A 23,334-nucleotide genomic window follows, 5' to 3' on the forward strand; every position below is an offset into this window, starting at 1 on the left:
GGCGGATCAGCCGCCACGCATCATCCACTCTGCAGGATTAAGCACCCTGTCGCCAAGCCTTAATTCCAGAGTGAGTTCAGGCGGCGGGTCGGTGCGATCAGGCATCAACCCTACCGGCTCACCGGCAGTAACAGACTGGCCTTCGGATACGTAAATCCGGCTCATCCCTGTCAGGATAACATGATACCCGTCGCTTGTGCGCAGAATCAGCATCGACCCATAGCTGCGGAAGGGCCGGGCATATTCGACGGTGCCGGCCGCCGGGGCGACAACCTGGGCTTCCGCGCGGGTCTCGAAACTCACCCATTCTGCAGTGCTGCCACCAGAAAGCTTGTCTCCGAAACGGTTGCGCACATCGCCGGCGACCGGCTGCAGCAGGCCGCCGAGGGCCGCTTTTCCAAGCGGTTTTGACGAAGTTTTGATCGGCGCGGTCTTCGTGCCGGGCACGGCGGACTTCGGCGCGGGCTTCAGCGCGGCCAGTTGCGGGCGCTGTTTCGGCTTGATGCCGGGGGCGCCGGGCGCGCTGGATTCCAGCGCCGCCAGCAGGTCCCGCAGCGTATCGGCCTCGCGGCCGAGCTTCTCGGCGCGGGCCTTGAGAGCGGAAACGTCTCCGGCGAGGCCTTCATACTGATTCCGCTTGGCAGCGGCGAGGCGCTCGATTTCCTCTTTCTTCAAGGCGATAGTAGCCTCGGCAGCGTCCAGGCGCGCCTGTTCCGTACGGATCTGGTCTTCCAGCCTGTTGAGCGCAGTAATTTCACCGGATATGCGCCGGGCACGGGTATTGAGCTCGGGCAGCGTTGCCTGCATCAGCACAGCGCGGCGGATAGCGGTGCCCGACTGGCCGGGCGAGACCACGAGCGCAGGCGGACGGCGCCGGTTGGCAGCGGCGAGCGCGGCAATCAGATCCTCATAAGCGCCTTCATTTTCAAGGAGTTGAGCAGAAGCCCTCTCCCGTTTGACTGCCAGGTCAATGAGCGCCTTTTCTGCCGAGACGGCTTGTTCCTCCCGCCGGAGCGCTTCAGCGGCAGCGGCGAGGAGATCCTGGTCCAGCGATTTGAGATCGCGGACAGTGCTTTCACCCGTGGACTGAAGTTGCTCGAGTTTCTGCTCTGCCGCGCGCTTTTCCTTTTCCAGCGTTTCCAGATCCTGCCGCGTATAGGTATCGGGCCCCGCAGCAGTCAGCGCGAGCGCGAGGCAGGAAAGGACAAGCGGCCGGAAAAATCGCATGACACCAGACATGCGCCATGAGGCGTCACTTTGGCGTTAATCATGCGGTTTTCCGGGGACTTTCACCGCCAGGGCCGCGTCCAGCGCGGTCAACTCCCGGTCAATCAGGGACAGGAAGAGGACAAATCCGGACATATCGAACGTCGGATGGGTCAAAAGCAGATGCCGAATGACGTCCACCGCCGTCCGCGCGAGGGCGGCGGGGTTTTCCGGTACCTGAAAGCCGAGCCCATGGACGGCGGCATTGCGCATGGCGACGAGTGCCTCAAGCCCGCGCACCTGCGCGCCGGTGAGATCCAGCCGCTCAGGCGGGTTGAGATGTTCCGACGACCTTGCCCGGCGCAGCAGCAGGGCAATCGGCGCCACCCGGTCTGACTGGGAGGGGTTGGCGACATCCTCATGCCGGGCCGAAGCGTAGCCGGAAAGCGCGGCAACCAGCGCTGCCTGCAGCGCGCTGACGAGACCAAGCGCCACCCAGCGCCAGCGCTCTGGCTGGAGCTCTGTTCCGGCATGCTCCCGGCTGGCCAGGCGCAGCGCTTCAAGGGCGGCCTCGAGCGCGTCGGCAATCCGTGTTTCCGGGTCGGAGCTGAACTGGCGATCTGTATCCATCTGGCCTCCTGAGTTGCAGGCCATCGCCCGGCCTGCAAGCCCCCAACCGAAACTGACAGCGACCTGACAGCGCGTGTCAGGACGGGCTCAGGGCCTGCGGGGCAGAACCACGCTCAACTTCCCCGCAAGAACACTCCGAAACCTGAAGGACGATGATTATGAAAACACTGATGACATCCTTGGCCCTGCTGGCTCTGGCTGCCCCTGCCCCGATCGCGCTCGCCGACGATGAATACGGCCTGCGCGGCGGCGCCGGCGCGGGCGGCGTCACGATCTCCCGCGAAGAAGCCGTGCGCATTGCGCGCGCCGAGGGCATGACCCGCGTGAAGGAGATCGAGCGGGATGACGGCAAATGGGAGCTGGAAGGCTGCACCCGGAATGGCCGCGAGATAGAGATCGACATCCATGGCCGCACCGGCGCGGTCCTCGACCTGGAGATTGATGAGGATGACGATTGCTGAGGGACAGCCTCCCTTCAGCGAAGGGCCGGGCGGATGGGTTTCCTCCCCTGCACACATCCGCCCGGAACCCCGATCCAATTCACACGTTAGAACGACGAGAGAAAACAAGGAGTTCCCCATGAAGCGCATTTCTGCCGCCCTGATTGCCGCCGCAATCGCCGCCCCGGTTCCTTTTGCCTTTGCACAGTCTGCCGGCACCGACACGATCAGCCGCGAGCAGGCGATCGACATCGCCCGCCAGAAAGGCATGGTGCATGTGCTGGAGATCGAACTGGATGATGGCGAATGGGAAATCGAAGGCTGCACCGCCGATGGACGCGAGCTGGAAATTGACCTGCATCGCCGCACCGGCGACATCCTGAAATACGATCTTGATCGTGACACGGATGATGATTGCCTGCGCGTGATCGGTTAAGCGCACGGCAACAGCTCACACGTGACAGGGCGCGGAGGGAGACCTCTGCGCCCTTTGCTTTGCGCGGCTCAGCCCCTGCGGCGGGCGCGCCAGTCGTCTGCGGACTGGCCGTAGATGTCCCAGACGATGTCCTTGAACGGCGCCGGCGCGGGCACAGCGCGCAACTTGCGGGAGCCGAGCCGCTGGGCAACGCGGATCGAGGGCACATTTTCCGCTTCGATACAGTGGATGATTTCCTGCCAGCCGAGGATATCGATGGCATAATCCATGGCGGCAGACGCGCCTTCACTGGCATAGCCCCTGCCCCACGCAGATTTCAGCAGCCCCCAACCGACCTCAGTGCCGGGCCAGCCATGCGGGTGCCACGGCCCAAGCCTGCCGATCCATTGGCCGGTTTCCTTCTCGATGACGGAAAACATTGAGCAGCCGCTGATCGTCCAGGCGCCGGTAATCGTGCAGAGCGCCCGCCAGACCGTTTCCGGAGGCTGCACCCCGCCGATGAAACGCGCAGCTTCCGGATCCGCCGCGAGCGCGCAGAACCCCTCAAAGTCCTCCGCCTGCGGAGGGCGCAGGATGAGACGCGGCGTTTCGAGGAGAGGTCCGCCCGGCATCGCTTCAGACTTTCCGGGACAGCGCCACTTCATGGGCGTGGAGATGGCGCTCCACAACATTGACCCCCGCCAGCGCCGCGCGCCAGGGCGCCATGTGCGGCTGCGCAAAATGAGTTTCCAGCGCCTGCCAGCTTTCCCAGCGCTCCAGCACCCGCATCAGGCAGGGATCGGCGACATCAAGGGCGTAGGTATAGTCGAGGCAGCCAGGCTCGGCCCGGCTGGCGCTCATCTGGGCGAAGGCCGCATCACGGATGCGGGGAAAATCCCCCGCATCCGCAAATCGCACATAGCCTTCGACTATGATCATCGGGCGCTTAGGCCAGCGACGGATCAATGCCCTTGCAGGCTTCGATCAGGCCGTTCACCGAAGCGACGGACTTTTCGAACATGGCTTTTTCGTCGGCGTTGAAGTCGAACTCGACGATCTTCTCGGCGCCGTCTGCACCGATCAGCGTGGGCACGCCGACATACATGTCCTTGAGGCCGTATTCGCCCGAGAGGTAGGCCGCGACCGGCAGGACGCGCTTCTGGTCAGCGAGGTAGGATTTCGCCATGGCGATGGCCGATTCGGCCGGGGCGTAATAGGCCGAGCCGGTCTTGAGCAGGTTGACGATCTCGCCGCCGCCCTTGCGGGTGCGCTCGACGATGGCGTCCAGATCGCCCTGGCTCATCCAGCCCTGCTTGACCAGTTCGGTCAGCGGCAGGCCGCCCACGGTGGAGTGGCGCACCATCGGCACCATGTCGTCGCCGTGTCCGCCGAGCGTCCAGGCGTGGATGTCAGCGACCGACACGCCGGTCTTCTCGGAGAGGAAGTAGGCAAAGCGCGAACTGTCGAGCACGCCCGCCATGCCGACGACTTTGGAGGTCGGCAGGCCGGAGAATTTCTGCAGCGCCCAGACCATCGCGTCGAGCGGGTTGGTGATGCAGATAACGAAGGCGTTCGGGGCGTGAGCCTTGATGCCTTCGCCGACGGCTTTCATGACTTTCAGGTTGATGCCGAGGAGATCGTCACGGCTCATGCCCGGCTTGCGCGGCACGCCGGCGGTGACGATGCAGACATCTGCGCCAGCGATGCCGGCATAGTCGTTGACGCCCTTCAGATTGACCGAAGCGCCGTAGACCGGGGTGGACTCGGCAATGTCGAGACCTTTGCCCTGCGGCAGGCCTTCGGCGATGTCGAACAGGATCACGTCGCCCAGTTCTTCGCGCGCTGCGATATGGGCAAGTGTACCGCCAATCATGCCGGAGCCGATCAGCGCAATCTTATTGCGGGCCATGTGTTTCTCCTGAGGAAAATGGTCGTGGAAACAAGCTGCCGGACCCCTAGCCGAGGACCGCGCGTGTTGCAATGCGGCCAAAATGTGAAACGCCCCGCGAGACGGGCTCGCGGGGCGTTTTATTTGAGGGTTTCCCCTTCCCGGTCAGTCGCGCGAGAGCAGCGACATCAGGATGGTGAACATGTTGTAGAACATGATGAAGAAGTTGAGGGCGCCCCAGTTCGTCATCACGGCGAGGGAGCGGGTGTCCCCCTCATTGGCGAAGTAGCCTTCTTTCAGTTCCTGCGTCTGGAAAGCCACCAGCACACCCGAGATGCCGAGCACGGCAACCTGGACGATGACTTCAAACATGCCCGAGGGCGGGAACAGGAAGCTGAGCAGCGAGATGCCCACCACGCCCCACAGCGCGAAGACGGCGATGATGCCGATCGGGCGGAGGTTTGTCTTGGTGGTGTAGCCAAAGAGGCTTAGCGCGCCGAAGGCAGAGGCCGTCAGCAGGAAGGCCTTGGTCATCGTCATGAAGGTGACGTTGAGCGTAGCGCCGCCCCGTGTGGTCACGCCGGTCTGCGCGGCCGCCATGGCGACCCAGATCGACAGACAGACGCCGAGCATCACCACGATGGTCCAGTAAAGAATACCGGTTGCCAGCGGGGATGGGTTCCGCATCAGGAAGGCTGAGCCCAGGATCAGCGCCAGAGGACCGAACTGGAAGAGGTAGAAGAGCGGCGTGCCGAGAAGCAGCTGCGTCAGGCCGGGGACGAGGCCCGAACCGACGAGGAAGGCAACGCCGCCAGAGAGCGCGATGCCGAGCGCAAGCTTCTGATATACACCCAGCATGAAGGTCCGCAGACCCACATTGACCGAAGTGTCCATCGAGCGAACATCGACCGCGCCGAAGCCCCGGTTGAATTCGTTCATGTTTTTCAAGTCCTTTCTTGTGAACCCGGCAACCCGAGGGTGCCGTTCATTGCTGAATATGGGCATTTCGCATCCGGTCCGCAACAAAAACCGGGATCAAGCGTTTAGTTAAGCGATTGCGCAGGTACGCCAACTCTTTTGCACGGGGATCCATCGGCAGGAAAGCATAAGTATTTATTGTACTCATACTCGATATTTCAAAATATAGAGTGCTTAAGTTTTAATTTTTACTTCAATGCCTCAATCCAGCCTGATTCTGTCCAAATGTAGCCGTGCCGGCCTTTTAAGTATCATTGACTCGGCACGGGCGAGGGTTAAACCTCTCCGTGTGGAGAACCTCCATCAGGAGGCGTTCCATCAAATGAGAAGGGGAAACTCATGGCTGATGCTTCTGCTTATGCTGAGAACATCAAGAAATACAGTAACGGTTACAATCAGGCCGCCGCCGAAAAGATTGTAGGCCATCTGGGGATCGCGCTGCGCAACAAGGACAGCTCGATCGTGGCCTGCTCGGATTCGGGCGAACTTGACCGGGTGCGCGAGAAATGGTGTCGCGGCAAGCTGGGCCTGGCGCATAAGCAGCAGGAACTCGATGCCGCCATCCAGTTTGTCTGCGAGAAGATGAAGGCCGAAGGGGGCCAGAAATCGCGCGTGACCTTCTATTATCTCCTGGCGGAGCATTTTGGCCGCCTGGAAGCTCTTTCCGGTTGAAAATCTGCGTGAAAACACCGGCCGGCCACCGGCACGGGTTTTCATGACCGGAGCAGTGTGGTGAACAGGCGGAATGTACCGCCTGTTCGCTGCCCTTCCCGTTCCGCCGGAGATTTCGGCGCCCCTGCGCAAGCTGCAGAAGGATCTTCCCGGCGCCAGCTGGCGGCCGGAAGAGAATTTCCATGTCACGCTGTGTTTCTATGGCGAGCTTTCCGACACGCAGGCTCGCGATCTGGACGAGCTTCTGGCCGAGATCGAAGCCGACGCGTTTGACATGCGCGTGGAAGGCATGGGCTGGTTCGGCCGGCGCGAACCGAGCGCCGTCTGGGCGCGGATTGGCGAGAGCGACGAACTGCGCGCGCTGGCCAGCCAGTGCGAACGCGCCGCGCGCCGCCTGGGCATCCCGCTGGAAAAGCACCCGTTCACGCCGCACATCACGCTGGCTTACCTGCACGGCACATCGCTCGACACGGTGAGGGACTGGACAGAGGCCCATCAGGCCCATCGCAGCGCGCCCTTCCGCGCCAGCCTGTTCCATCTTTATGCCAGCATTCCCCGCCGCAGCGGCGGCCCTTCCCGCTACGACCCCATGGCCGACTATCCGCTGCGCGATCTGCGCGCCGGTTTTGACTGAGGCGGCGCAGATCGGTCAGCAGATCAAAAAAAGGCCGGCCACGCGAACGTGACCGGCCTCTTTCAAGGGGCAGACCTGACCTTACCAGGCGATGTTGACACCAAGCAGCAGCTGCTGCGCATCATAGTTCGGGCTGTTGTAGCGGCCCTTGTATGACAGCTCCAGGCCAACGCGGTCGCTGAGATCGCGGCGGGCGTTGAAGCCATAGGTGTAGGTGTTGAGGTCACGCTCGGTCGACTGAACCTGCCAGACGGCATCACCCAGCCAGGCCGTCCGCTCGACCGTCGGATCATCTCCGATGTCACGCGACCAGTTGGCAAAGAGGGCGAAGTCCGTACCCGCAAGGGAGCGGGCCACCTCTGCGCCCAGGTTCGTCTGGGCAGTGTGGCGGGATTCTGCCTCAAGGGTCAGCTCGGCATGATCGATATTGCCGGTCTCGCGATAGGCGCCGACATTCATGAATGCCGTCCGCAGACCGCCGATGGCGTAGATGCTGGTTTCCCCAGTATTCACCAACCGGTAGCGGGCTTCCAGCTGCGCATGCGTTGCCGAAACCTGCTTGTCGGATTTGGTGAAGGCTGCGCCGCTGGTCAGCAGCGTGGTGCGGCTGACTTTGGGGGACGCTTGAGTGTAACCCAGGAGACCCGACAACGTCAGACGCGCCGAGACTGTGCGGCTGCTATAAGCATAGGCCGACAGCATGTGATTGGTCGCGCCGTTGGCCGTGTCATTGTAGAGTTCGACGGTCTTGTAGCTGCCGGCAATACCGGCCCGCATGTCCGGCGTGTTGAGGAAGGTGGCGCCCATGGTCAGGCCATAGACATCCTCATCAAAGCCGAAACCTGCCGCATCCGGATCATAGCTGGCACCGCCTGCTTCCGCACGGGCCCAGACGCGGGTACCATCCTTCAGCTCACGGTCAACACCGCCGACCGTCCGGCCGCCGAACGCTGCCGTCATGACGATCTCGTCAGAACTGCGCAGGATCGATTCGGTGCTCTCCAGGATATGCGCATGCATATCGCCGGACAGGGACGCAAGCGCACCTGCCACCTGAGCCTGGCTCATCCCGTCAAACTCGGTGAAGAGCGGGAGAAGCTGGCCGCTGGCTTGCTCGCCAAAGGCAGATGCCCGGTCAAACGCCGCCCCGAAGGTAACCGCGTTCGAGCGCAGTGCATTTTCCTCGGCGAGTGTGGCAAGGCTGCGCGCGACCAGCGCCAGCTGGATCGTCTCGGCATTGTAGAGCACCTTGAACCGTGTGTTCGGCGCAAGACCGCTCTGCGGCTGGCCCAGGGTGTCGAAGGTACCCGAGACATTGTCGGCCACCACGATGGTGAAGATGTCACCGATGACCGGGGTGAACGTGTTGTTTGCGTCACCCGTAATGCCCCTCAGCAGCGGATTGATCGATCCGCCAGCTGTGAAGGTTGCGCCTTCACCGGTCAGGACGATGCGGTCATATGTGCCCGCGCCGCCTTCAGCGCTCCACACGCGCCCGTCGATCTCGGCCTCCAGGACCGACCCTTGAGACAGCGTGACATCGCCGCTGATATAGAGCGTACCCGGAGAATTACCCGGCTTCAGCATACCGCCCGACAGAACCATGACAGACCCGTCAATGGCGCCATTGCCGAACAGGGACGCGCTGTTGGCAACCATCAGAAGTTGGGTTCCCAGAAGCCCGTCGACGCTGAGGCTGCCTTCGTCAAGGAAGGTGCTGCCGGCAATGCCGCTCTGGCCCGTGAGCCTGAGAAGACCATTGCCGAGCTTGCGCAGCTCTCCATCCCCAACGATGGTTCCGGCATAGGCACCGTCTTCCTCCTGGAGGAACTCGATGGTGCCATCATTCCAGACATCGCCCTGGATAGAACCGGCCGCGCCTGCCAGCACGCCCTGTTGGATATAGGTGCCCCCCGCATAGGAGTTCTCGGCCGTCAGCACCAGACGCCCCTGCCCCAGAAGGTTCAGAGCGCCGTCGCCGGTGATGACGCCATTCCAGACGACATCGTTCGACTGAACGTCCATCCGCGAGGCGGCGTGGCCGATGATCAGCTCACGGTTTGTCTCGATATCCCCGGCAGCCTGGAAGACGGCATTGCCGATGGTCAGCGACCCTGCGCCCATATTGGTGTCATGGCCGGCAGCCAGAACGCCCTCCAGAACAGAGATATTGCCTGCGAACGTATTTGCGCCCGCCAGCTCAAGACGGCCATCGCCAATCTTGATGAGCGCGCCTTCGCCCGACATGCTGCCGGAATAGGTGCCTTCTTCGGCCTGCGTGAACACCACGCTGGCATTGTTCAGAACATCACCCTGGATTGATCCGGCAGCGCCCATCAGCGTGCCCTCAACCACTTCCGTGGCGCCTGTGTAGCTGTTCTGACCCGTCATCAGGAGAACGCCGGCACCCGTCTTGCGGACAGCGCCGCCGCCGGTAATAGCACCGGCAAAAATGCCGTCCTGCATCTGAAGGAATTCAACCATGCCGGCATTGCTGATGTCGCCCTGGAGGGCGCCGGCCGCGCCGATAAGTGTGCCCTCCTCAACGGCGGTGCCGCCGGAATAGGAGTTTGCACCGGTGAGCAGCAATGCGCCCGCCCCTGTCTTGCGAAGGGTTCCCTCACCCGACATCTGACCGCCATAGGTGCCAGCTTCCGTTTCCCGGAACTCGACCGTCGCGCCGTTCCAGATTGTTCCCTGGAGCGAAGCGGAGTTGCCCGCCAGAACACCTTGCATGACGGCCGTGCCGCCCGAATAGGTGTTGAGGCCGGTCAGTTCCAGAACGCCCCCGCCCAGCTTGCGGAGAACGCCGTCGCCGGTCATCGCGCCCGAATAGATGCCATCTTGAGACTGACGGAATTCCACCGTGCCGTTGTTGGCGATATTTCCCTGAAGAGCGCCGGCCGCGCCCGCAAGCGTGCCCTGGTCCACAAAGGTGCCGCCTTCATAGTCGTTCTCACCGGACAGAATCAGAAGGCCGCCGCCAAGAAGATTGAGGGCGCCCTCGCCTGAGATATCGCCGCTCCAGGTGACCTCATGGGACCGGACATCGACGCGTGAACCAGCGTGATCGACGAACATCTGGCGGCTCGAATCCATGTCGGCGCCCGCCTGGAAGACGGCGTTGCCGATGCGGAGAGGGCCACCGCCGAGATTTTGATCGGAGGAAGCACGCAGAATACCATCCAGCACGCTGAAGCCGCCGGCATTGGTGTTGGCCCCGCTCAGAACAAGCAGCCCTTCCCCCGTTTTCTGCATGGTGCCCGCGCCGCTGAAGCCGCCGGTGACGGATACGATGTTGCCTTCAGTATCGATCGTGCCGCCTTGCGACTGGACGCTGAAGCCGCTGTTTACAAAGGTATCCATATTGAAACGGAGCGTGCCGCCGACAAAGTTCGGATTGACCTGGGAAGCCCCCAGCTGCGCCGCAGTATAATAGGATGAGCCTGTATCGATGTCCGGAATGGTGACCGATGGGTTTTCCAGTCCGTCCCCTTCGACTACGGAGGATCCGGCCGGCACGCTGTTGAGCGCCACGGTCGAGAATGTCAGATATCCACCGACCCCGAAATACTCGCCGTTACCGCTTGCGATCACTGTGACGGTATCAAAGAAGTTCGCATCATTGATGGCGCCGATGAAGTGCTCCGTACTCGAAATGGAACTGGAAATGCCACCGAGCAGGATGGGTGCAGACGCCCCGAAGCGAAGATAGACTTCCGACGCGTTGGCCGTACCGCCGCTCGGCGTCGGGTTGTTGACGGTGCAGCAGGTGCCCCAATCGTTCACCAGCGTCCCGAGGGCGTTCATCGAGAATGGGGTTGTGCCGTCTGATTCAAAGAAGGCGAACGTGTAACCAAGAGCCTCTGCGCCGGCGAAGGTTCCGTTGTGGCTGTTGCTCCAGTTTGTGAAACCATCGCTACCGCGGTTACCCATCTGATTGTTCGGGGCAGCGTTTCCGCCGCGGGTCGTCTGGACAATAACGGAGGGGGCTCCGTTGGCGCCAATCACCAGGAACGTGCTGCCACTCGTATTGAGAATGTCGAACTCGTAGACATGGGATGTTTGTGGGGTGCTCGGATTATTTGTATTGTGATTGGCGTCGGCAGCGGCAATCGTGTCTACAAAAGTCTGCTTGCCGGCGGCGATGTCATCATTGAAAAAAACGGCCGTCTCAGCGGACGCAGAGCCACCATAGATGATGCAGGCCGCCATAGCGGCATGGGACACGCGCGCCAGATAGCGCGAACGTGTTTGTATGCGGGCGCCAGAGCGGCCCGCACGGGGAAGACGATTCATGGATATCTCCGGAAAAACTCAACTCAAGAAGGATATTGTTGTGTTTTGCCATCTTATCCTGAGGTTGAAGCTGTAACGCCCGATCATGAAATAGTCGTTACAAATCAATCGACTCTGGCGCCATATTCTTACGAAAACAGGCTTCAATTTTAACGAGCGGCGCTCAGACGTCGCCGGAATGACGGGGGAAGATCATCATCACTTCCGTGCCCGCACCAACTATTGACTGTATCTGAACATCGCCGCCCGACTGTCTGACAAAGCCATAGACGATGCTGAGCCCAAGGCCTGTTCCCTTGTCCGCCGGCTTGGTGGTGAAGAAGGGTTCAAACACCCTCGCCAGCTGTTCCGGTGGCATTCCTTCGCCCGTATCGGAAACACTGACGACGACCCGGTCTCCCTTGACACTCCCGGTGTCGCCGGTCTCCGCGTCAAGCAGGGATACCTTGATTGAAATTCGGCCACCGGAAGGCATGGCGTCGCGGGCATTGACGGTCAGGTTGAGAAGGGCCGCTTCGAATTGCCCCGGGTCGACCAGTATCTGCCACTCCCCGTCTTCAAGGTCTGTGTGAAGCTCCACGGACTCCGGAAGACCGGGCTTCAGCAGCAAGATGGACGACTTGACGAGGCCCGAGGCGCTGATGCTCTGAGGTCTGAGCATCTGCTTCTGAGAAAATGTCAGAAGATGCCGGACCAGCCTTGCCCCCCGCTCACCTGCCTCTTCGATAATCTCGGCCAGTTCGCGCTCCTCGGTGCTGTGCTCAAAGCGGTATCTGAGCGCTTCGGCGCTTCCGAGCATGACGGTAAGGAGGTTGTTGAAATCATGCGCGATGCCGCCGGTCAAACGCCCGAGCGCATCCATTTTCTGGGACTGGCGGAGCTGCGCGTCCAGTTCGCGCACATCGGTAATATCCCGGCAAACAAAGATGATGCCGTCCGGCAACGTGCCGGCGGGGAGCGGCAGAAAGAAATTGCTCTCGATGACCCGCGGCCCGTTCTGTGACTCCACGATACATTCAAACCGGATGCGGGGGATGTCACCAGCCTCCAGGAGACGGACCTGTGTTTGCCATGACTGTCTGTGTCGGCCGGGCACAAGCTCTGCAAACGGAAGGGAAATGATCGATTCTCGTCCTGTCCAGCCGGTTACCGTCTCGTTCGCCCAGGCCACGCGGCCATGCGGATCGATCATCCCGAGACCAATACCGGCTTCATGCATGACCTGCAGAAAACGGCTTTCATTCTGCTTCAGGGTATGCGCGCTCCGGCGGATCTCTTCTGCGCGCGCCCGTGCATCTGCCAGCGCCTCCCTGTAGCCGGCGAGCCGGTCCAGCAGGATGACATAAGCCGTATGCGACACGCCCGCTGCCCAGATGATGCCCAGCAAATCAGGCTCGAGCCGTTCAGGATAGGCAGACGCATAAACCAGCAGCAGAATGATCGGCCCACCAATCATAACGCGCTCAAGGAATGCGCCGACTTTTCCGGTATTGTTGAACTTGCTGTAGGCCAGCAAGGGATAATACCAGAAGAGATAGGGAAGCAGGCTGTAAAAGTCGCTGCCACCCCATATCGCCGCAAGGCCGACAGCCGGAAGATAAAGACTGAAGAAGATGGACGCGTACCTCGAGACCTTCTTTGCAGGCACGGGCGAGGGCTTTACCAGCATAAGGATAAAGACAACGACCGTCACAGCGCAGCCAGCAATGAGAGCGCTCTCCAATTTGCCGGCGGTTCCCAGCCAGGCTGTCAGCACATAACCCATTGTGGAGCCAATGAGCCCAACCACAAGCCCGAAGAAGATCATCGCTCTGGAATCGAGCCCCAGGAAAGGGCCGCGCCGGTGGTTTTTTTGTTTCGTCACTCGCCTGCCGCCCCCGCTAGCTGTCACCGTCGAGAATTTTGCGGACTTTAGCCGCAAGCTCCTTGCGCGTGTACGGCTTGCTGAGCAGCTCTACGCCAGGGTCCAGCCGGCCGTGGTGTACGATGGCGTTCTCTGTGTAGCCCGATGTGAACAACACTTTCAGGCCCGGACGGAAGTGACACGCCTTTTCGGCCAGTTCCCGGCCATTCATGCCACCGGGCATCACGATATCCGTCAACAGAAGGTCCACCCCTTCAGTTTCCCAGAGGACGCCGATCGCTTCTGGCCCGCTGGCGGCCTGCAGCACCCGGTATCCAAGACCTGTGAGCTGATTTGCCAGATGTTCCCGCACCAGTTCGTCATCCTCCACCAGGAGGATTTTCTCCGTGCCCCCAAGCACCACCTCTTCGCCCTGCATCGGCGCGCTGGCACTTATCGGCAGGTGCGACCTGGGGAAGTATAGCTTTACCGATGTGCCCTCCGATCTCGGAATAGATCTTGATGTGACCGCGCGACTGTTTGACGAAACCGAACACCATACTGAGCCCGAGGCCACTGCCTTTGCCGGCCGCCTTTGTCGTGAAGAAAGGCTCAAACACACGGGAAGCCGTGACCGGATCCATACCGTTGCCTGTGTCGGTTACCGACACCATGACATATTGCCCCGCCGCCACTTCGTTGTGATTTGCGGCGTAGTCTTCGTCGAGCCTGACATTCGCCGTTTCCATGGTGAGCTTCCCGCCCAGGGGCATCGCATCGCGCGCATTCACCATCAGATTGAGCAGCGCCACCTCAAGCTGTCCCGGATCGACCTCGGTTTGCCAGAGGCCAGCGCACCGGACAAACTCGATGTCGATATCTTCCGACAGAGTACGGCGGAACAGCCCCTCCATGCCCTGAATGAGCCGGTTGAGATCCGACACCATGGGCTGAAGCGGCTGGCGGCGTGCAAACGCCAGAAGGTGGCTTGTGAGCTCGGCGCCGCGCGCCGCCGCAGTTGCGGTCATCTCCGCCATCTGACGAAGCTGGCTATCCTCACTCAGAAGATGAGACAGTTCTTCAGCGTTTCCGAGAATGACCGTCAGCAGATTGTTGAAGTCGTGCGCCACGCCGCCCGTAAGCTGGCCAATCGCCTCCAGCTTCTGAGATTCGCGAAGCTTCTGCTCCAGCCCCCGCTGCTCGGTCATATCTCGCATGCTGCCAAGTATTCTGAGCACCGTTCCCGCCTTGTCGCGGATGATGAAAGCCTGGTCAGATACAATCGCTACCGTGCCATCCGCGCGCATGAACCGATACTCATGCGACCATACGTTCCCGGTGCCAGCGATGACGGAACGGAGCTGATGGATCACCTCTTCCCTGTCGCTGATATGTATGCAGTTTGACCAGATGCCCGGGTCCGCATTGTCGTCATCAAACGGATGGCCATAGACCGTCGTGATGGCATCACTCCACCACATCTTGTTTGATGCCAGATCCCAGTCCCAGATAACGTCGTTCGTGGCTTTGGAAACGAGCCGGAACCGTTCGTCGCTGAGCCGCCTTGCCTCTTCGGCTCTTTTTCTTTCCGAAATGTCGCGCTGGACGGCCACCCAATGGGTATACTTTCCGCTTTGATCCGCCAGCGGCACGATATCGATTTCCAGTTCGAAGGGCTTGCCATCCTTGGAATAGTTAACGAGCTCGGCGCGAACCGGCTTCCAATTCTCCAGCGCGTTCCGGATACGGTCCAACTGAGACCGGTCGGTTCCTGGCCCCTGAAGAATCCTGGGGGTCTGCCCGATCACCTCTTCCCGGCTGAACCCTGTAAGGCGCACGAAAGCGTCGTTCACATAGACAATTCTCGGCTCCCCGACTGAAGCATCCAGCGAGTTGGCTTCTGTAATCAGAAGAATATCATTCAATCGCGAAACGGCCGCATCCAGCAGCCGGAGATGCTCGTCTCTCCGCCTCTGGGCCGTCACATCCCGAAAATAGACGGTCAGGCCATCCTGCATCGGGTATGCCGATACTTCAAACCAGGCCCCCAGAGGCCCGAAGTATTCTTCAAAGCTGACGGATTCGCCGAACGTGACGGCGTGCTCATAGTTATCCTGAAACGCAGACCCCACAGCTTCCGGGAATTCTTCCCAGATACTCTTGCCGATGATGTCCGCATTCGATCTCTGTAAAAGTTTCTCCGCCTGCGGATTTATGTAGGTGAACCGCCAATCCTGATCCAGGGCGAAGAAAGCATCCGAAATACTCTGAAGTATCTTCACCCGCTCCAGATCAGAACGTGCAGTACGTTCCTCTGCTTCCCGGATTGCCGTTATGTCCTGAAAGGCGCCCTGCACACTTACGATCCGGCCTGCTTCATCCCGGATTGCCCTGCCCGAAGAACTGATCCATGCGCGCTGGCCTGCTGTATCTATGATCTCGAAGGTGAGCTGAAACTCCTGCCCTGAAGATTTGCAGTTTTCATAAGCCGTCTTCACCGCCCCGCGGTATTCGGGGGCGATGAAGTTCCAGCCATCGCCAGGGCGAGGAGCAAAATCAGCGGGAAGGCCAAATATCCGTTTAATCTGCTCTGTCCAGAACAGGCGGCCGGTCTCCAGGTCCGCATACCATGCCCCAAACTTCGCCTGATCGCCGACGAGTTTGAGCAACTCCTCCATTTCACCCACACGGCGCCGGGCGGCCACAAGCGAGGTTACGTCCTGCAGCACACCAACAATGACGTCCTTGCCGTCCTGCTGCTGACGTTCGCCGGAACCCTTTATATGCAGCACGCTGCCGCCTGGCCGCAGAATTCTGTATTGAAACTCGATCGAGCCGCCGCCCCCGGTCACAAATTTCTGATAAGCCTGAATGGCCGCCTGCCGATCAGCAGGGTGAATGAGATCTATGTACCCCTCGAATGAGGGGGGAGGACTGCCCAGCGGCACGCCCATGAGATCATAGACCCGGTCAGACCAGGAGAAGGCTTGCAGGGCGACATCACATTCCCACCATCCCAAGCCCAGCAATCTATCCACGGTCCGCAGCTGAGCAGAAGCTTTTGTGTCGCTGACATCCGCGCTCATGCTGACAAAGAGGCACTCCCTGCCCTTCAGCGTCACCAGACTGACCTCCAGAACGTACCCGCGATATTCTCCCGGCGTCCTTGCCAGTATACGAATGGATTTCCTGTCCCCGGCGCCCAGGCTGGCCGCAAGCTCGGCAAACCTGTCAACATCGACTTCAGATAGAAGGCCCGTCAGATACCAGGTTCCAGGCTGAGCAGAAAAAAGCTGCCGGCCGGCGCTGTTTGCCCGCCGGATCGAGAGATCATCGCGGGCAGCAATCAGAACCGGATGCGGGATAAGTTCGTATCCTGCACAGGTTTCGTCAGTGACGATTGGGAGAGCTGTCATGACACACCCGTATCTGTCGCTGCCGGGAAAAACATCAGCACACGGGTCCCCTGCCCCGGCGAGGAAACGATATCGACCATGCCGCCCGTTTGCTGAACAAAGCCTGTGATCATGCTCAGCCCGAGGCCGCTGGCCTTTCCTCTTTCCTTGGTTGTGAAGAACGGCTCCTGCGCCTTGGCCAGCACGTCCGGGGGCATGCCGCAGCCAGTATCCCTCACCTCGAGCACGACGACCCCTGGCCGCTCCGGAAACCAACCCAATTCCAGCTGCCCGGCAAAATCAAGATTGCGAAGCGTGATTACAATCTCGCCGTCTTCTTCTATTGCGTCCCTGGAATTGGAAATCAGGTTCAGGACAGCGTTCTCCAGCTGCCCGGCATCTGCTTCAATCTCCCAGCCACCGGGGGGCGCCACCAGGCGGAGATTGATTTTCGGGCCGAGCAGATCCTGCCAGCCCTGAAGGCATCGCTTCATGAGCTGGGCTGGGCGAACCCGTTCAGGCTCCAGGGCCTGCTGGCGCGAATAGGCCAGCAGGTAATGCGTTAGCCGCGCCGCCTTGAGCGATGCCGCTTCGATAATGCTCGCCCCCTCCTTGAGATAGGATGGCAGCGCATCCGCGCCCGAGATCGTTTCAGCCTCCCCCAGAATGACCGTAAGCAGATTGTTGAAATCGTGCGCTATGCCAGCGGCTATCTGCCCGGCTGCGGCGAGGCGTTCGGCCTTTTCCAGATCCCGCCTCAGTTGCCGGTCTTCAATGATACGCCCCAGCAGATCTGCCAGAAGCCAATAGGTGCGCAGCGACGGTCTTGACCGGCTGTCCGCCGGTTCTCCGGGGAAACCGCCTTCGGGCATTCCAAACTCAATCGTCCCCGCCCCGGCCGCCTGCGAAGTGATGGGGAGCACGTGTAGGTCACTATGCTCGGCCCATCCATTGCTCAGATACTCTCGGCCCGCAAACCGGATGCGCACGCAGGCATCTGCCTCCACGCCAATGGCCTCCAGGAAGATGTCGGGCGCCTGCTGCAGAACCGCTTCAAGCGAGAGCGTTGGCCGGTTGGCAAGATCCAGAAGGCTTGCAAAAGCCCCCTCCAGCCGGCTTTCGCTCGATAGCCTGTCAATCTGGGCGTATCGTTCTGTCTCATCGGAAATCACGGCCAGGATCACTGCGCCGCTCCGGCTGTCTTCATCAATCCGCACCAGGCTTATTCCGCCGCGCCAGACCGCCCCTGACCGGAGCGAAAGGCGGATATCCGTCAGCTGCGCTTCACCTCGCGCATACGCTTCTGCAACGGCGCTTGCGAGAAGGTCTTGCGCGCCGCGCCCCTGGCCAAGGCGGCGCAGAAGCGCACCCACTCCCCGCGCGCCGTCCACGGCGAACTGCACGCGCGCCTGTTCATTTGCGTCTGTAATGGTCGCCGTCACCGGATCTATGATAACGGCCGGGTGCGGAAGAAACCGGAAAAATCGGCTGAAGCGTTCCCTCGCTTTCTGGAGCTGCAGGTTTGCTTCCCACAGTTCTTCGGCCTGCATTTCCAGTTCGGCCTGGTGAACCAGTACGTCCTGAGTGAGCTGCACGACCGAGAGATTCTCCGCCTGCAGAAACGCTTCGGTTTCTTCGACCCGGCCCTGCCTCAGGGCATTCAGCGCCAGATCCCTGATCCTTCTGCGGCGGATATCTGACTGCGCATCGGTGTCGTCCATCTCGTCAGCCGCCACGGGCACCCCCTTCGGCGTCAACCCGATTGGGGTCGATCCAGCCTGTCATGTTGAAATGCGTGATGACGCAGCCACCGCCCTGCAAAGCCGCCGCGTTCAGCAGGAACCAGCGATGCTCGTCTGCCGAATGGCAAGGGTAAAGGAGCGAAAAATGCGGGATGCGGCCTTCGAGGAGGGCCAGAAGCCCTTCATAGGCCTGGCGGGCATAGGCATCCGACGCTGCTGCGCTGCGGCATGCGGCAAGATAGTTGGCCCCTTGCCCGGAGGCGCCCAGCGTTCCGCCATTGCGAAGACAGAAATCATCCCAGGCGCGATTGGTCCGCAGGATAACCCCGTAAGTGTCCAGAACGGCAACATTCTCAGGCAGCGCATTGAGAATATTCTGCAACCAGCGCACATCCTTCACACTGGAAAGATCAATGAACGACATCACCACCTTCGCTCCCTTTCCGCCACGTGGTGTGTACGGAAGGATGGTGACCAGCCACTGGCCGCCGCTCCGGTCAGTGACTTCCGTCTGGTAGGAGGCTGCCGCTTCGAGCCCCTCCCTCACGCGGTCATAAATGTCCGGAAAATCTAGGATGTGATTGAGATCGGTAATCGGGCGGCCGATATCCCCCGGCCGCAACTGAAACAGCGAAACCGCCTGCGGTGTAAAACGGGTAACGCAAAGGTCTTCATCGAGGAACACCAGCGGTATGCGCGCCGCACGGGTCAGGCTCTCAAGATCCGCATTGACGTCATTCAGCTGACTGATCTTGGACTGAAACTCGGCATTGACCGTATGCAGCTCTTCATTCACCGACTGAAGCTCTTCATTGGTGCTTTGAAGCTCTTCGTTCGATGCCATCAATTCCTCATTGCTGGCCTGGAGCTCTTCGTTGGCTGTGCCCAGTTCCTGGATGGAGTCCTGGAGATTGGCCCGCGTAAGCTCAAGCTCGCGTTCGAGATCCGCGACATGCTTTGAGCTCATCCGCACAATGGCTTCATCGTCCAGAATACGCGCCTCATGAACAGCTTCGCGCTGGACCGGCTCAAAGCTGACAATCAGGCGGCTGACGCGCACGCTGTCTGTATCCAGGGGACGCACAGTGACGTGGAACGTCTCCTCAAGGGCCCCAGTCCCCCAGTCGATCGGCAGGGGCCTTGATCGCTGCAGGGATTTGTCCCGCGCGGCGCTGTGCAGCAATGTCGCGACAATGGGCGCCGCCGTTTTGGGAAGCAATTGGAGAATGTCGAGTGTCGGCGAGTGTCCCTTGAAGCGCAGGTACCTCTGAATATCTCCAAACATATGCAGGACCGACCTGTCGGCGTCGATCAGAACCGAAGGAGGCACATAGGCTTCCATCAAGGCATCGACCGCGCCCTGGAAGCCATGGGCGCCCTTGCCGCCCTCTCCCCCCGCATCCGAGAAAAGTGCGCGCCGGCCCCGCCCATCTCCGCCGGAAAGAAGATCATCTGGGGACAGACGCTGAATTCGCCGGTTCAGCTTGTATATACGATGACGGTTGTCGAGCGCTGTATGGTCACCCGCCAGTTCGCCAGGTGTTTCGCTGCTGCCCAGGAAAAGGCTGCCGCCCGCCTTCAGACCATAAGCCAGGCGCCGCAAAACTCTCTGCTGAGCATCTGGCCGGAGATAGATCAGCATATTCCGGCAACTGACGAGATCCATCTGGGTAAAGGGCGCATCGGCGAGGAGATCATGACGCGAAAACACGATCTGCTGGCGCAGGCGGGGAATGACCTGCCAGATACCCTCTCCGGCCGGCTGGAACCAGCGCTCATGATAACCCTCGGGCAAACCTGCCATTTGCGCGGACGGATACTTGCCGTGTGCGGCCCGGTTTACGTACTCAGGCTCCACATCCGTGGCGAAAATCTTCAGGGGCACCTCAACGCCAATTTCCTCCATCAGATGGAGCGTCAGCATGGCGATGCTGTAGGCTTCCTCCCCTGTCGAGCAGGCAGTTATCCAGAAGCGAAGGGGGGTAGCATCGCCCGAGCGGCGCTCTTCCAGAAGCGGGCGCAGAACATTTTCACTCAACGAATTGAATGCGTCCCTGTCCCGGAAAAATGCCGACACAGGGATCAACAGTTCATGACGCAGCGCCAACACCTCATCAGGATGACTGGCCACATAATCGGAATAGGCTGCAATGCCGCGAAAACCCGTCGCGTTCATCCGGCGCTCGATGCGGCGAAGCAGTGTCTTTGATTTGTATTCGGAGAAGTCTATCCGCATCGTGCCGGCCAGCAGGCGCAGCGCCTGCTCCATGCCATCCCGCTCGGCAAAGATCCGGGCATGGGTCAGCGCCGAACTATCCGGGCCGCTCCAATTGGTGGCGAGGCCGGTCACTTCTTTGGCAAGGCCTTCAGGCGCCAGCACATGGTCAACCGCGCCCGTAGCGATGGCGCTGCGGGGCATTCCGTCAAACCGGCAACTGTCTGGATCCTGCGCCATCACCCAGGCGCCAGCGCCTGCCAGAGCCACGACGCCCGCGCTGCCATCAGAACCCGTCCCGGACATCACGATACCAATCGCGCGGCCCACAGCGTCGCTCGCAAGGCTCTCGAAGAAGACGTTGATCGGCAAAGTGACGCCGGTTGCTGCGCGCGGCACAAGCTTCAGGCGCCCGTCCTCAACGGTCATTACAGAGTTGGGCGGTATCACATAGACATGTCCGCCCCCCAGCGGCATGTCATGAGTGGCCACCTGCACCGGCATCTGAGTATGGCGGCCGAGCAAAGTGTCCATCATCGTCTTGTGCTCTGGCGCCAGGTGCTGGATGACCACGAAAGCGCAGTTTGACAGAGGCTCGATCGCTGCAAAAAAGCGGTCCAGCGCATCAAGCCCGCCGGCAGAGGCACCCAGCCCGACCACCAGCCCCTGATAAGGCCTTGCGCGTCCGTTACCGCTATTGCTCATCCCCGGCCTCCCTGCCAGCCCGGTTGAGAGCAAGCCCTGGATCGCTAACGCAGTTTACCAGACTTGGCGATGGTCTGATCGCAAGGCGCCCCGGCCTGCATTCCAGCCCGCGAGGCGGGGAGGCGGAAATCCCGCGAAGATCAGCCAGCCCCCACCAGAACGAGCGGTTTGCAACGAACCCGATTAGACCCTTTTAGACTTTTTGCCGACTACCGGTTCGGCAACTTCATACTTAATGTAATGTAATCAAACCGGGATAACGTAGTTATGCTGAGCACCCTCGAGTTGGACCAGCCCTGCTCTATCGAAGATACCGTTCGCCAGTTGCGTGCGCTGTCGCGCCTTTTCACGCAATCAGAAACGCAAGCCGATGTCTTTGTGGAGATTGCGCTTTCGCGGCTTGTCGACATGTCGGCTTCGATTGACCTGAACGCCATCCCTTTCCCTCTGGCCTATTCTTGCCTCCGGCAAGAGCTGATGTCGCTGCCCGGCCCAAGCGAGGCAAAACCCGGAGAAGTCGTTCCCCATAAGGCTCATTGCCTGCCATTCCCGGTCTGGGAAGCGGCAATGCTTCATGCGGTTGTCAATCTCACTGTCAGCCAGATTTCCACCTTGCAGGGGGACACGAAAAGCTCCGTAGAGAGCCGGATCAACCTGGCAAGACAGGCCGGATGCCAGAGCTGCCCAATATACAATACGCCGCCCCTTGCCGCCTGAGGCGGCCCAAGAACGGCCTTGAGCCTCGCAACCGGAGCTATTATAAGGCAACCGGAAATCGCGCGGGTCATTTTCATGCCACAGGACAGTCCGGACAAAGAGTTTCGGCAAGGCCCCCGGTTGAACATTCTTCTTGTGGAAGACGATTCGCTCGTCCGGCGGCACGTTTCCAGAATGCTGACATCCCTTGGTCACGATGTTCATTCGGTTACGGATGGCAATGCGGCGCTTCGGACACTTTCTGAAATCAATACGATAGACCTTCTGTTCACCGACATCGTGATGCCGGGCGGAATTGATGGAATCGCGCTTGCAGAAGCTGCCCGCAAGATTAATCCAGATCTGCCGGTACTGTTGACTTCAGGCTATGCGGCTATGGAAGTGCTCAACAGCCGGAGCGAAATCCGGGGCGCGCAACTTCTCAGCAAACCCTACAGATTTTTCCAGTTGAGAGAGAAACTGGAACATCTGTTTGGCTACTCAGGGTCCCTGCCTGCGGCCAGCGGCTGATCCTCCCCGGTGATCTGATCGTAGACCAGCCGGTATCCTAGCCCTCGAACCGTCAGAAGGCGCGTGCCGCCGTCCTCTCCGAGATCGGAAAGCTTCTGGCGCAGCCGTCCGATATAGGTTTCGAGGACTTTCTCCCCGTCCCGATAAGCTCTTGCGAAGGCGCGCAGATAGAGATCGTCCCGGTGAACCACTTCCCCACTCGCAAGGATCATGGCATCCAGAAGTCCAGCTTCAGCATGCGTCAGCTCCGCTGATTGATCAGCACCAGCAAGCCGGCGCGTCAGCGGATCATAGGTCACATCGCCTATCCGGACCCGAGACCGTGCCGAAGGCAGCGATGCTGCCACAGATGTGCGACGCACAAGCTTCTGAACGCGCGCGTGCAGCTCGCGCAACCCCACCGGCTTCATGACGTAATCATCTGCGCCCGTGATGAGAAGCTCGGCGCGGAAATCCGCGTCCCCTGTTCCCGACAGCATCACGATTGGAAGGTCACTGTTGCGCCTGATTTCAGCGAGAACCTCCGCCCCGGTCGCATCCGGCAGATGAAGGTCCAGGATAACGCAGTCAAATGTCTTCAGGCGAGAGGAGAGGATGATGGGTTTGGCCTGTTCGAACGTCCGGCAGGCCTCAATCGTATCCGCCTTGTCTGGCCAGCCGAGCCGAAGCGTTTTCGCGATGAGCGGGTCATCATCGATAAGCAGAACGCGCATCCCGACAGGCCTCCCCACCTGCTGCAGACTTAAAACCCGCCCGTTTCAGACGCCATATTTTTATATTTGCGCCTAATGCCGCGGTGTGGATCGATCACCACACCCGCCCCCCCCGGACGAATCAATCCCAATTGGTAAACTTCATTTCCCTGCGCGGCAAATATTTACCGCAGTTTAGAAGCAAGGCTGGGTATACCCTTGTGAATCTTCATTCATCTGTACACCACCGCATTTCCACGAAGACGAAATGGTGTTGAAGGGTGCGCGCAAAAAATTCTTGCGGCAGGATTAGTGACACAATCATCGCGATGAAAAAAACTTGGAACGGTATT

The 23,334-nt window shown here is 60.3% G+C and carries 19 protein-coding genes; 6 read left to right on the forward strand and 13 right to left on the reverse strand.

Features of this window, described 5'->3' with window-relative positions:
- Positions 1–6 precede the first annotated feature (6 nt).
- Positions 7–1,227, reverse strand: a complete 1,221-nt coding sequence (locus tag BBF93_RS16330; protein ID WP_162786609.1) for a murein hydrolase activator EnvC — start codon at positions 1,225–1,227, stop codon at positions 7–9.
- Between the two features lie 36 nt (positions 1,228–1,263).
- Entirely contained in the window at positions 1,264–1,836 is a 573-nt protein-coding gene (locus tag BBF93_RS16335; protein WP_114106618.1) for a hypothetical protein, read from the reverse strand.
- A gap of 170 nt (positions 1,837–2,006) precedes the next feature.
- Between BBF93_RS16335 and BBF93_RS16340 the strand changes: the two genes are divergently transcribed.
- Together BBF93_RS16340 and BBF93_RS19605 are read left to right on the forward strand one after the other, a co-directional pair.
- Positions 2,007–2,297: a PepSY domain-containing protein gene (locus tag BBF93_RS16340; RefSeq protein ID WP_162786610.1), complete on the forward strand. Its 291-nt coding sequence runs from the start codon at positions 2,007–2,009 to the stop codon at positions 2,295–2,297.
- A 118-nt stretch (positions 2,298–2,415) separates the two neighbouring features.
- On the forward strand, positions 2,416–2,712 hold the full coding sequence (locus tag BBF93_RS19605; RefSeq protein ID WP_035595310.1) for a PepSY domain-containing protein: 297 nt from the start codon (positions 2,416–2,418) through the stop codon (positions 2,710–2,712).
- A 68-nt stretch (positions 2,713–2,780) separates the two neighbouring features.
- Here the strand turns inward: BBF93_RS19605 and BBF93_RS16350 are convergent, their stop codons facing one another.
- From BBF93_RS16350 to BBF93_RS16365, 4 genes are all read right to left on the reverse strand, one after another.
- Positions 2,781–3,323 (reverse strand): GNAT family N-acetyltransferase, encoded by a 543-nt coding sequence (locus tag BBF93_RS16350; RefSeq protein ID WP_114106620.1) that lies wholly within the window; start codon positions 3,321–3,323, stop codon positions 2,781–2,783.
- 4 nt (positions 3,324–3,327) lie between these two features.
- Entirely contained in the window at positions 3,328–3,630 is a 303-nt protein-coding gene (locus BBF93_RS16355; RefSeq protein ID WP_114106621.1) for a putative quinol monooxygenase, read from the reverse strand.
- 7 nt (positions 3,631–3,637) lie between these two features.
- The gene (gene mdh, locus BBF93_RS16360; RefSeq protein WP_114106622.1) at positions 3,638–4,600 is read right to left on the reverse strand and encodes a malate dehydrogenase; all 963 of its coding nucleotides are present in this window, start codon (positions 4,598–4,600) and stop codon (positions 3,638–3,640) included.
- A 144-nt stretch (positions 4,601–4,744) separates the two neighbouring features.
- Positions 4,745–5,518, reverse strand: a complete 774-nt coding sequence (locus tag BBF93_RS16365) for a Bax inhibitor-1/YccA family protein (RefSeq protein WP_035595316.1) — start codon at positions 5,516–5,518, stop codon at positions 4,745–4,747.
- Between the two features lie 378 nt (positions 5,519–5,896).
- On the opposite strand from BBF93_RS16365, the gene BBF93_RS16370 reads away from it, so the two are divergent.
- Positions 5,897–6,229: a DUF2853 family protein gene (locus BBF93_RS16370; protein WP_114106623.1), complete on the forward strand. Its 333-nt coding sequence runs from the start codon at positions 5,897–5,899 to the stop codon at positions 6,227–6,229.
- 73 nt (positions 6,230–6,302) lie between these two features.
- On the forward strand, positions 6,303–6,863 hold the full coding sequence (gene thpR, locus BBF93_RS16375) for an RNA 2',3'-cyclic phosphodiesterase (protein WP_114106624.1): 561 nt from the start codon (positions 6,303–6,305) through the stop codon (positions 6,861–6,863).
- A gap of 81 nt (positions 6,864–6,944) precedes the next feature.
- Here the strand turns inward: thpR and BBF93_RS16380 are convergent, their stop codons facing one another.
- The 6 genes from BBF93_RS16380 to BBF93_RS16415 all read right to left on the reverse strand — a co-directional run bounded on the left by BBF93_RS16380 (position 6,945) and on the right by BBF93_RS16415 (position 21,062).
- On the reverse strand, positions 6,945–11,162 hold the full coding sequence (locus BBF93_RS16380) for an autotransporter-associated beta strand repeat-containing protein (protein ID WP_114106625.1): 4,218 nt from the start codon (positions 11,160–11,162) through the stop codon (positions 6,945–6,947).
- 163 nt (positions 11,163–11,325) lie between these two features.
- Positions 11,326–13,026, reverse strand: a complete 1,701-nt coding sequence (locus tag BBF93_RS16385) for a nitrogen regulation protein NR(II) (protein ID WP_162786611.1) — start codon at positions 13,024–13,026, stop codon at positions 11,326–11,328.
- A gap of 16 nt (positions 13,027–13,042) precedes the next feature.
- On the reverse strand, positions 13,043–13,444 hold the full coding sequence (locus tag BBF93_RS19875; protein WP_233349179.1) for a response regulator: 402 nt from the start codon (positions 13,442–13,444) through the stop codon (positions 13,043–13,045).
- Entirely contained in the window at positions 13,386–16,421 is a 3,036-nt protein-coding gene (locus BBF93_RS19880; RefSeq protein ID WP_233349180.1) for a PAS domain-containing sensor histidine kinase, read from the reverse strand. The genes BBF93_RS19875 and BBF93_RS19880 overlap by 59 nt, the downstream gene beginning before the upstream one ends.
- Positions 16,418–18,136 (reverse strand): ATP-binding protein, encoded by a 1,719-nt coding sequence (locus BBF93_RS16410; RefSeq protein ID WP_162786612.1) that lies wholly within the window; start codon positions 18,134–18,136, stop codon positions 16,418–16,420. The genes BBF93_RS19880 and BBF93_RS16410 overlap by 4 nt, the downstream gene beginning before the upstream one ends.
- Complete coding sequence (locus tag BBF93_RS16415; protein WP_114106628.1) at positions 18,126–21,062, reverse strand: chemotaxis protein CheB; 2,937 nt, start codon at positions 21,060–21,062, stop codon at positions 18,126–18,128. Before BBF93_RS16415 ends, BBF93_RS16410 begins: the two co-directional genes overlap by 11 nt.
- Positions 21,063–21,329: 267 nt before the next feature.
- On the opposite strand from BBF93_RS16415, the gene BBF93_RS16420 reads away from it, so the two are divergent.
- Entirely contained in the window at positions 21,330–21,779 is a 450-nt protein-coding gene (locus BBF93_RS16420) for a hypothetical protein (RefSeq protein WP_114106629.1), read from the forward strand.
- 18 nt (positions 21,780–21,797) lie between these two features.
- The gene (locus BBF93_RS16425; RefSeq protein WP_162786613.1) at positions 21,798–22,289 is read left to right on the forward strand and encodes a response regulator; all 492 of its coding nucleotides are present in this window, start codon (positions 21,798–21,800) and stop codon (positions 22,287–22,289) included.
- Here the strand turns inward: BBF93_RS16425 and BBF93_RS16430 are convergent.
- Complete coding sequence (locus tag BBF93_RS16430; protein ID WP_114106631.1) at positions 22,256–23,002, reverse strand: response regulator transcription factor; 747 nt, start codon at positions 23,000–23,002, stop codon at positions 22,256–22,258. The genes BBF93_RS16425 and BBF93_RS16430 overlap by 34 nt on opposite strands.
- Positions 23,003–23,334: the final 332 nt, after the last annotated feature.

Origin of the sequence: Hyphomonas sp. CACIAM 19H1 (assembly GCF_003325995.1) — a bacterium.
Lineage (GTDB): Bacteria > Pseudomonadota > Alphaproteobacteria > Caulobacterales > Hyphomonadaceae > Hyphomonas > Hyphomonas polymorpha.

Excerpts from the sequence above, each read along its gene's own strand:
- BBF93_RS16330 (WP_162786609.1), bottom strand. The coding sequence starts at position 1,227 with ATGCGATTTTTCCGGCCGCTTGTCCTTTCCTGCCTCGCGCTCGCGCTG.
- BBF93_RS16335 (WP_114106618.1), bottom strand. The coding sequence starts at position 1,836 with ATGGATACAGATCGCCAGTTCAGCTCCGACCCGGAAACACGGATTGCC.
- BBF93_RS16340 (WP_162786610.1), top strand. The coding sequence starts at position 2,007 with ATGACATCCTTGGCCCTGCTGGCTCTGGCTGCCCCTGCCCCGATCGCG.
- BBF93_RS19605 (WP_035595310.1), top strand. The coding sequence starts at position 2,416 with ATGAAGCGCATTTCTGCCGCCCTGATTGCCGCCGCAATCGCCGCCCCG.
- BBF93_RS16350 (WP_114106620.1), bottom strand. The coding sequence starts at position 3,323 with ATGCCGGGCGGACCTCTCCTCGAAACGCCGCGTCTCATCCTGCGCCCT.
- BBF93_RS16355 (WP_114106621.1), bottom strand. The coding sequence starts at position 3,630 with ATGATCATAGTCGAAGGCTATGTGCGATTTGCGGATGCGGGGGATTTT.
- mdh (WP_114106622.1), bottom strand. The coding sequence starts at position 4,600 with ATGGCCCGCAATAAGATTGCGCTGATCGGCTCCGGCATGATTGGCGGT.
- BBF93_RS16365 (WP_035595316.1), bottom strand. The coding sequence starts at position 5,518 with ATGAACGAATTCAACCGGGGCTTCGGCGCGGTCGATGTTCGCTCGATG.
- BBF93_RS16370 (WP_114106623.1), top strand. The coding sequence starts at position 5,897 with ATGGCTGATGCTTCTGCTTATGCTGAGAACATCAAGAAATACAGTAAC.
- thpR (WP_114106624.1), top strand. The coding sequence starts at position 6,303 with ATGTACCGCCTGTTCGCTGCCCTTCCCGTTCCGCCGGAGATTTCGGCG.
- BBF93_RS16380 (WP_114106625.1), bottom strand. The coding sequence starts at position 11,162 with ATGAATCGTCTTCCCCGTGCGGGCCGCTCTGGCGCCCGCATACAAACA.
- BBF93_RS19875 (WP_233349179.1), bottom strand. The coding sequence starts at position 13,444 with ATGCAGGGCGAAGAGGTGGTGCTTGGGGGCACGGAGAAAATCCTCCTG.
- BBF93_RS19880 (WP_233349180.1), bottom strand. The coding sequence starts at position 16,421 with ATGACAGCTCTCCCAATCGTCACTGACGAAACCTGTGCAGGATACGAA.
- BBF93_RS16415 (WP_114106628.1), bottom strand. The coding sequence starts at position 21,062 with ATGAGCAATAGCGGTAACGGACGCGCAAGGCCTTATCAGGGGCTGGTG.
- BBF93_RS16420 (WP_114106629.1), top strand. The coding sequence starts at position 21,330 with ATGCTGAGCACCCTCGAGTTGGACCAGCCCTGCTCTATCGAAGATACC.
- BBF93_RS16430 (WP_114106631.1), bottom strand. The coding sequence starts at position 23,002 with ATGCGCGTTCTGCTTATCGATGATGACCCGCTCATCGCGAAAACGCTT.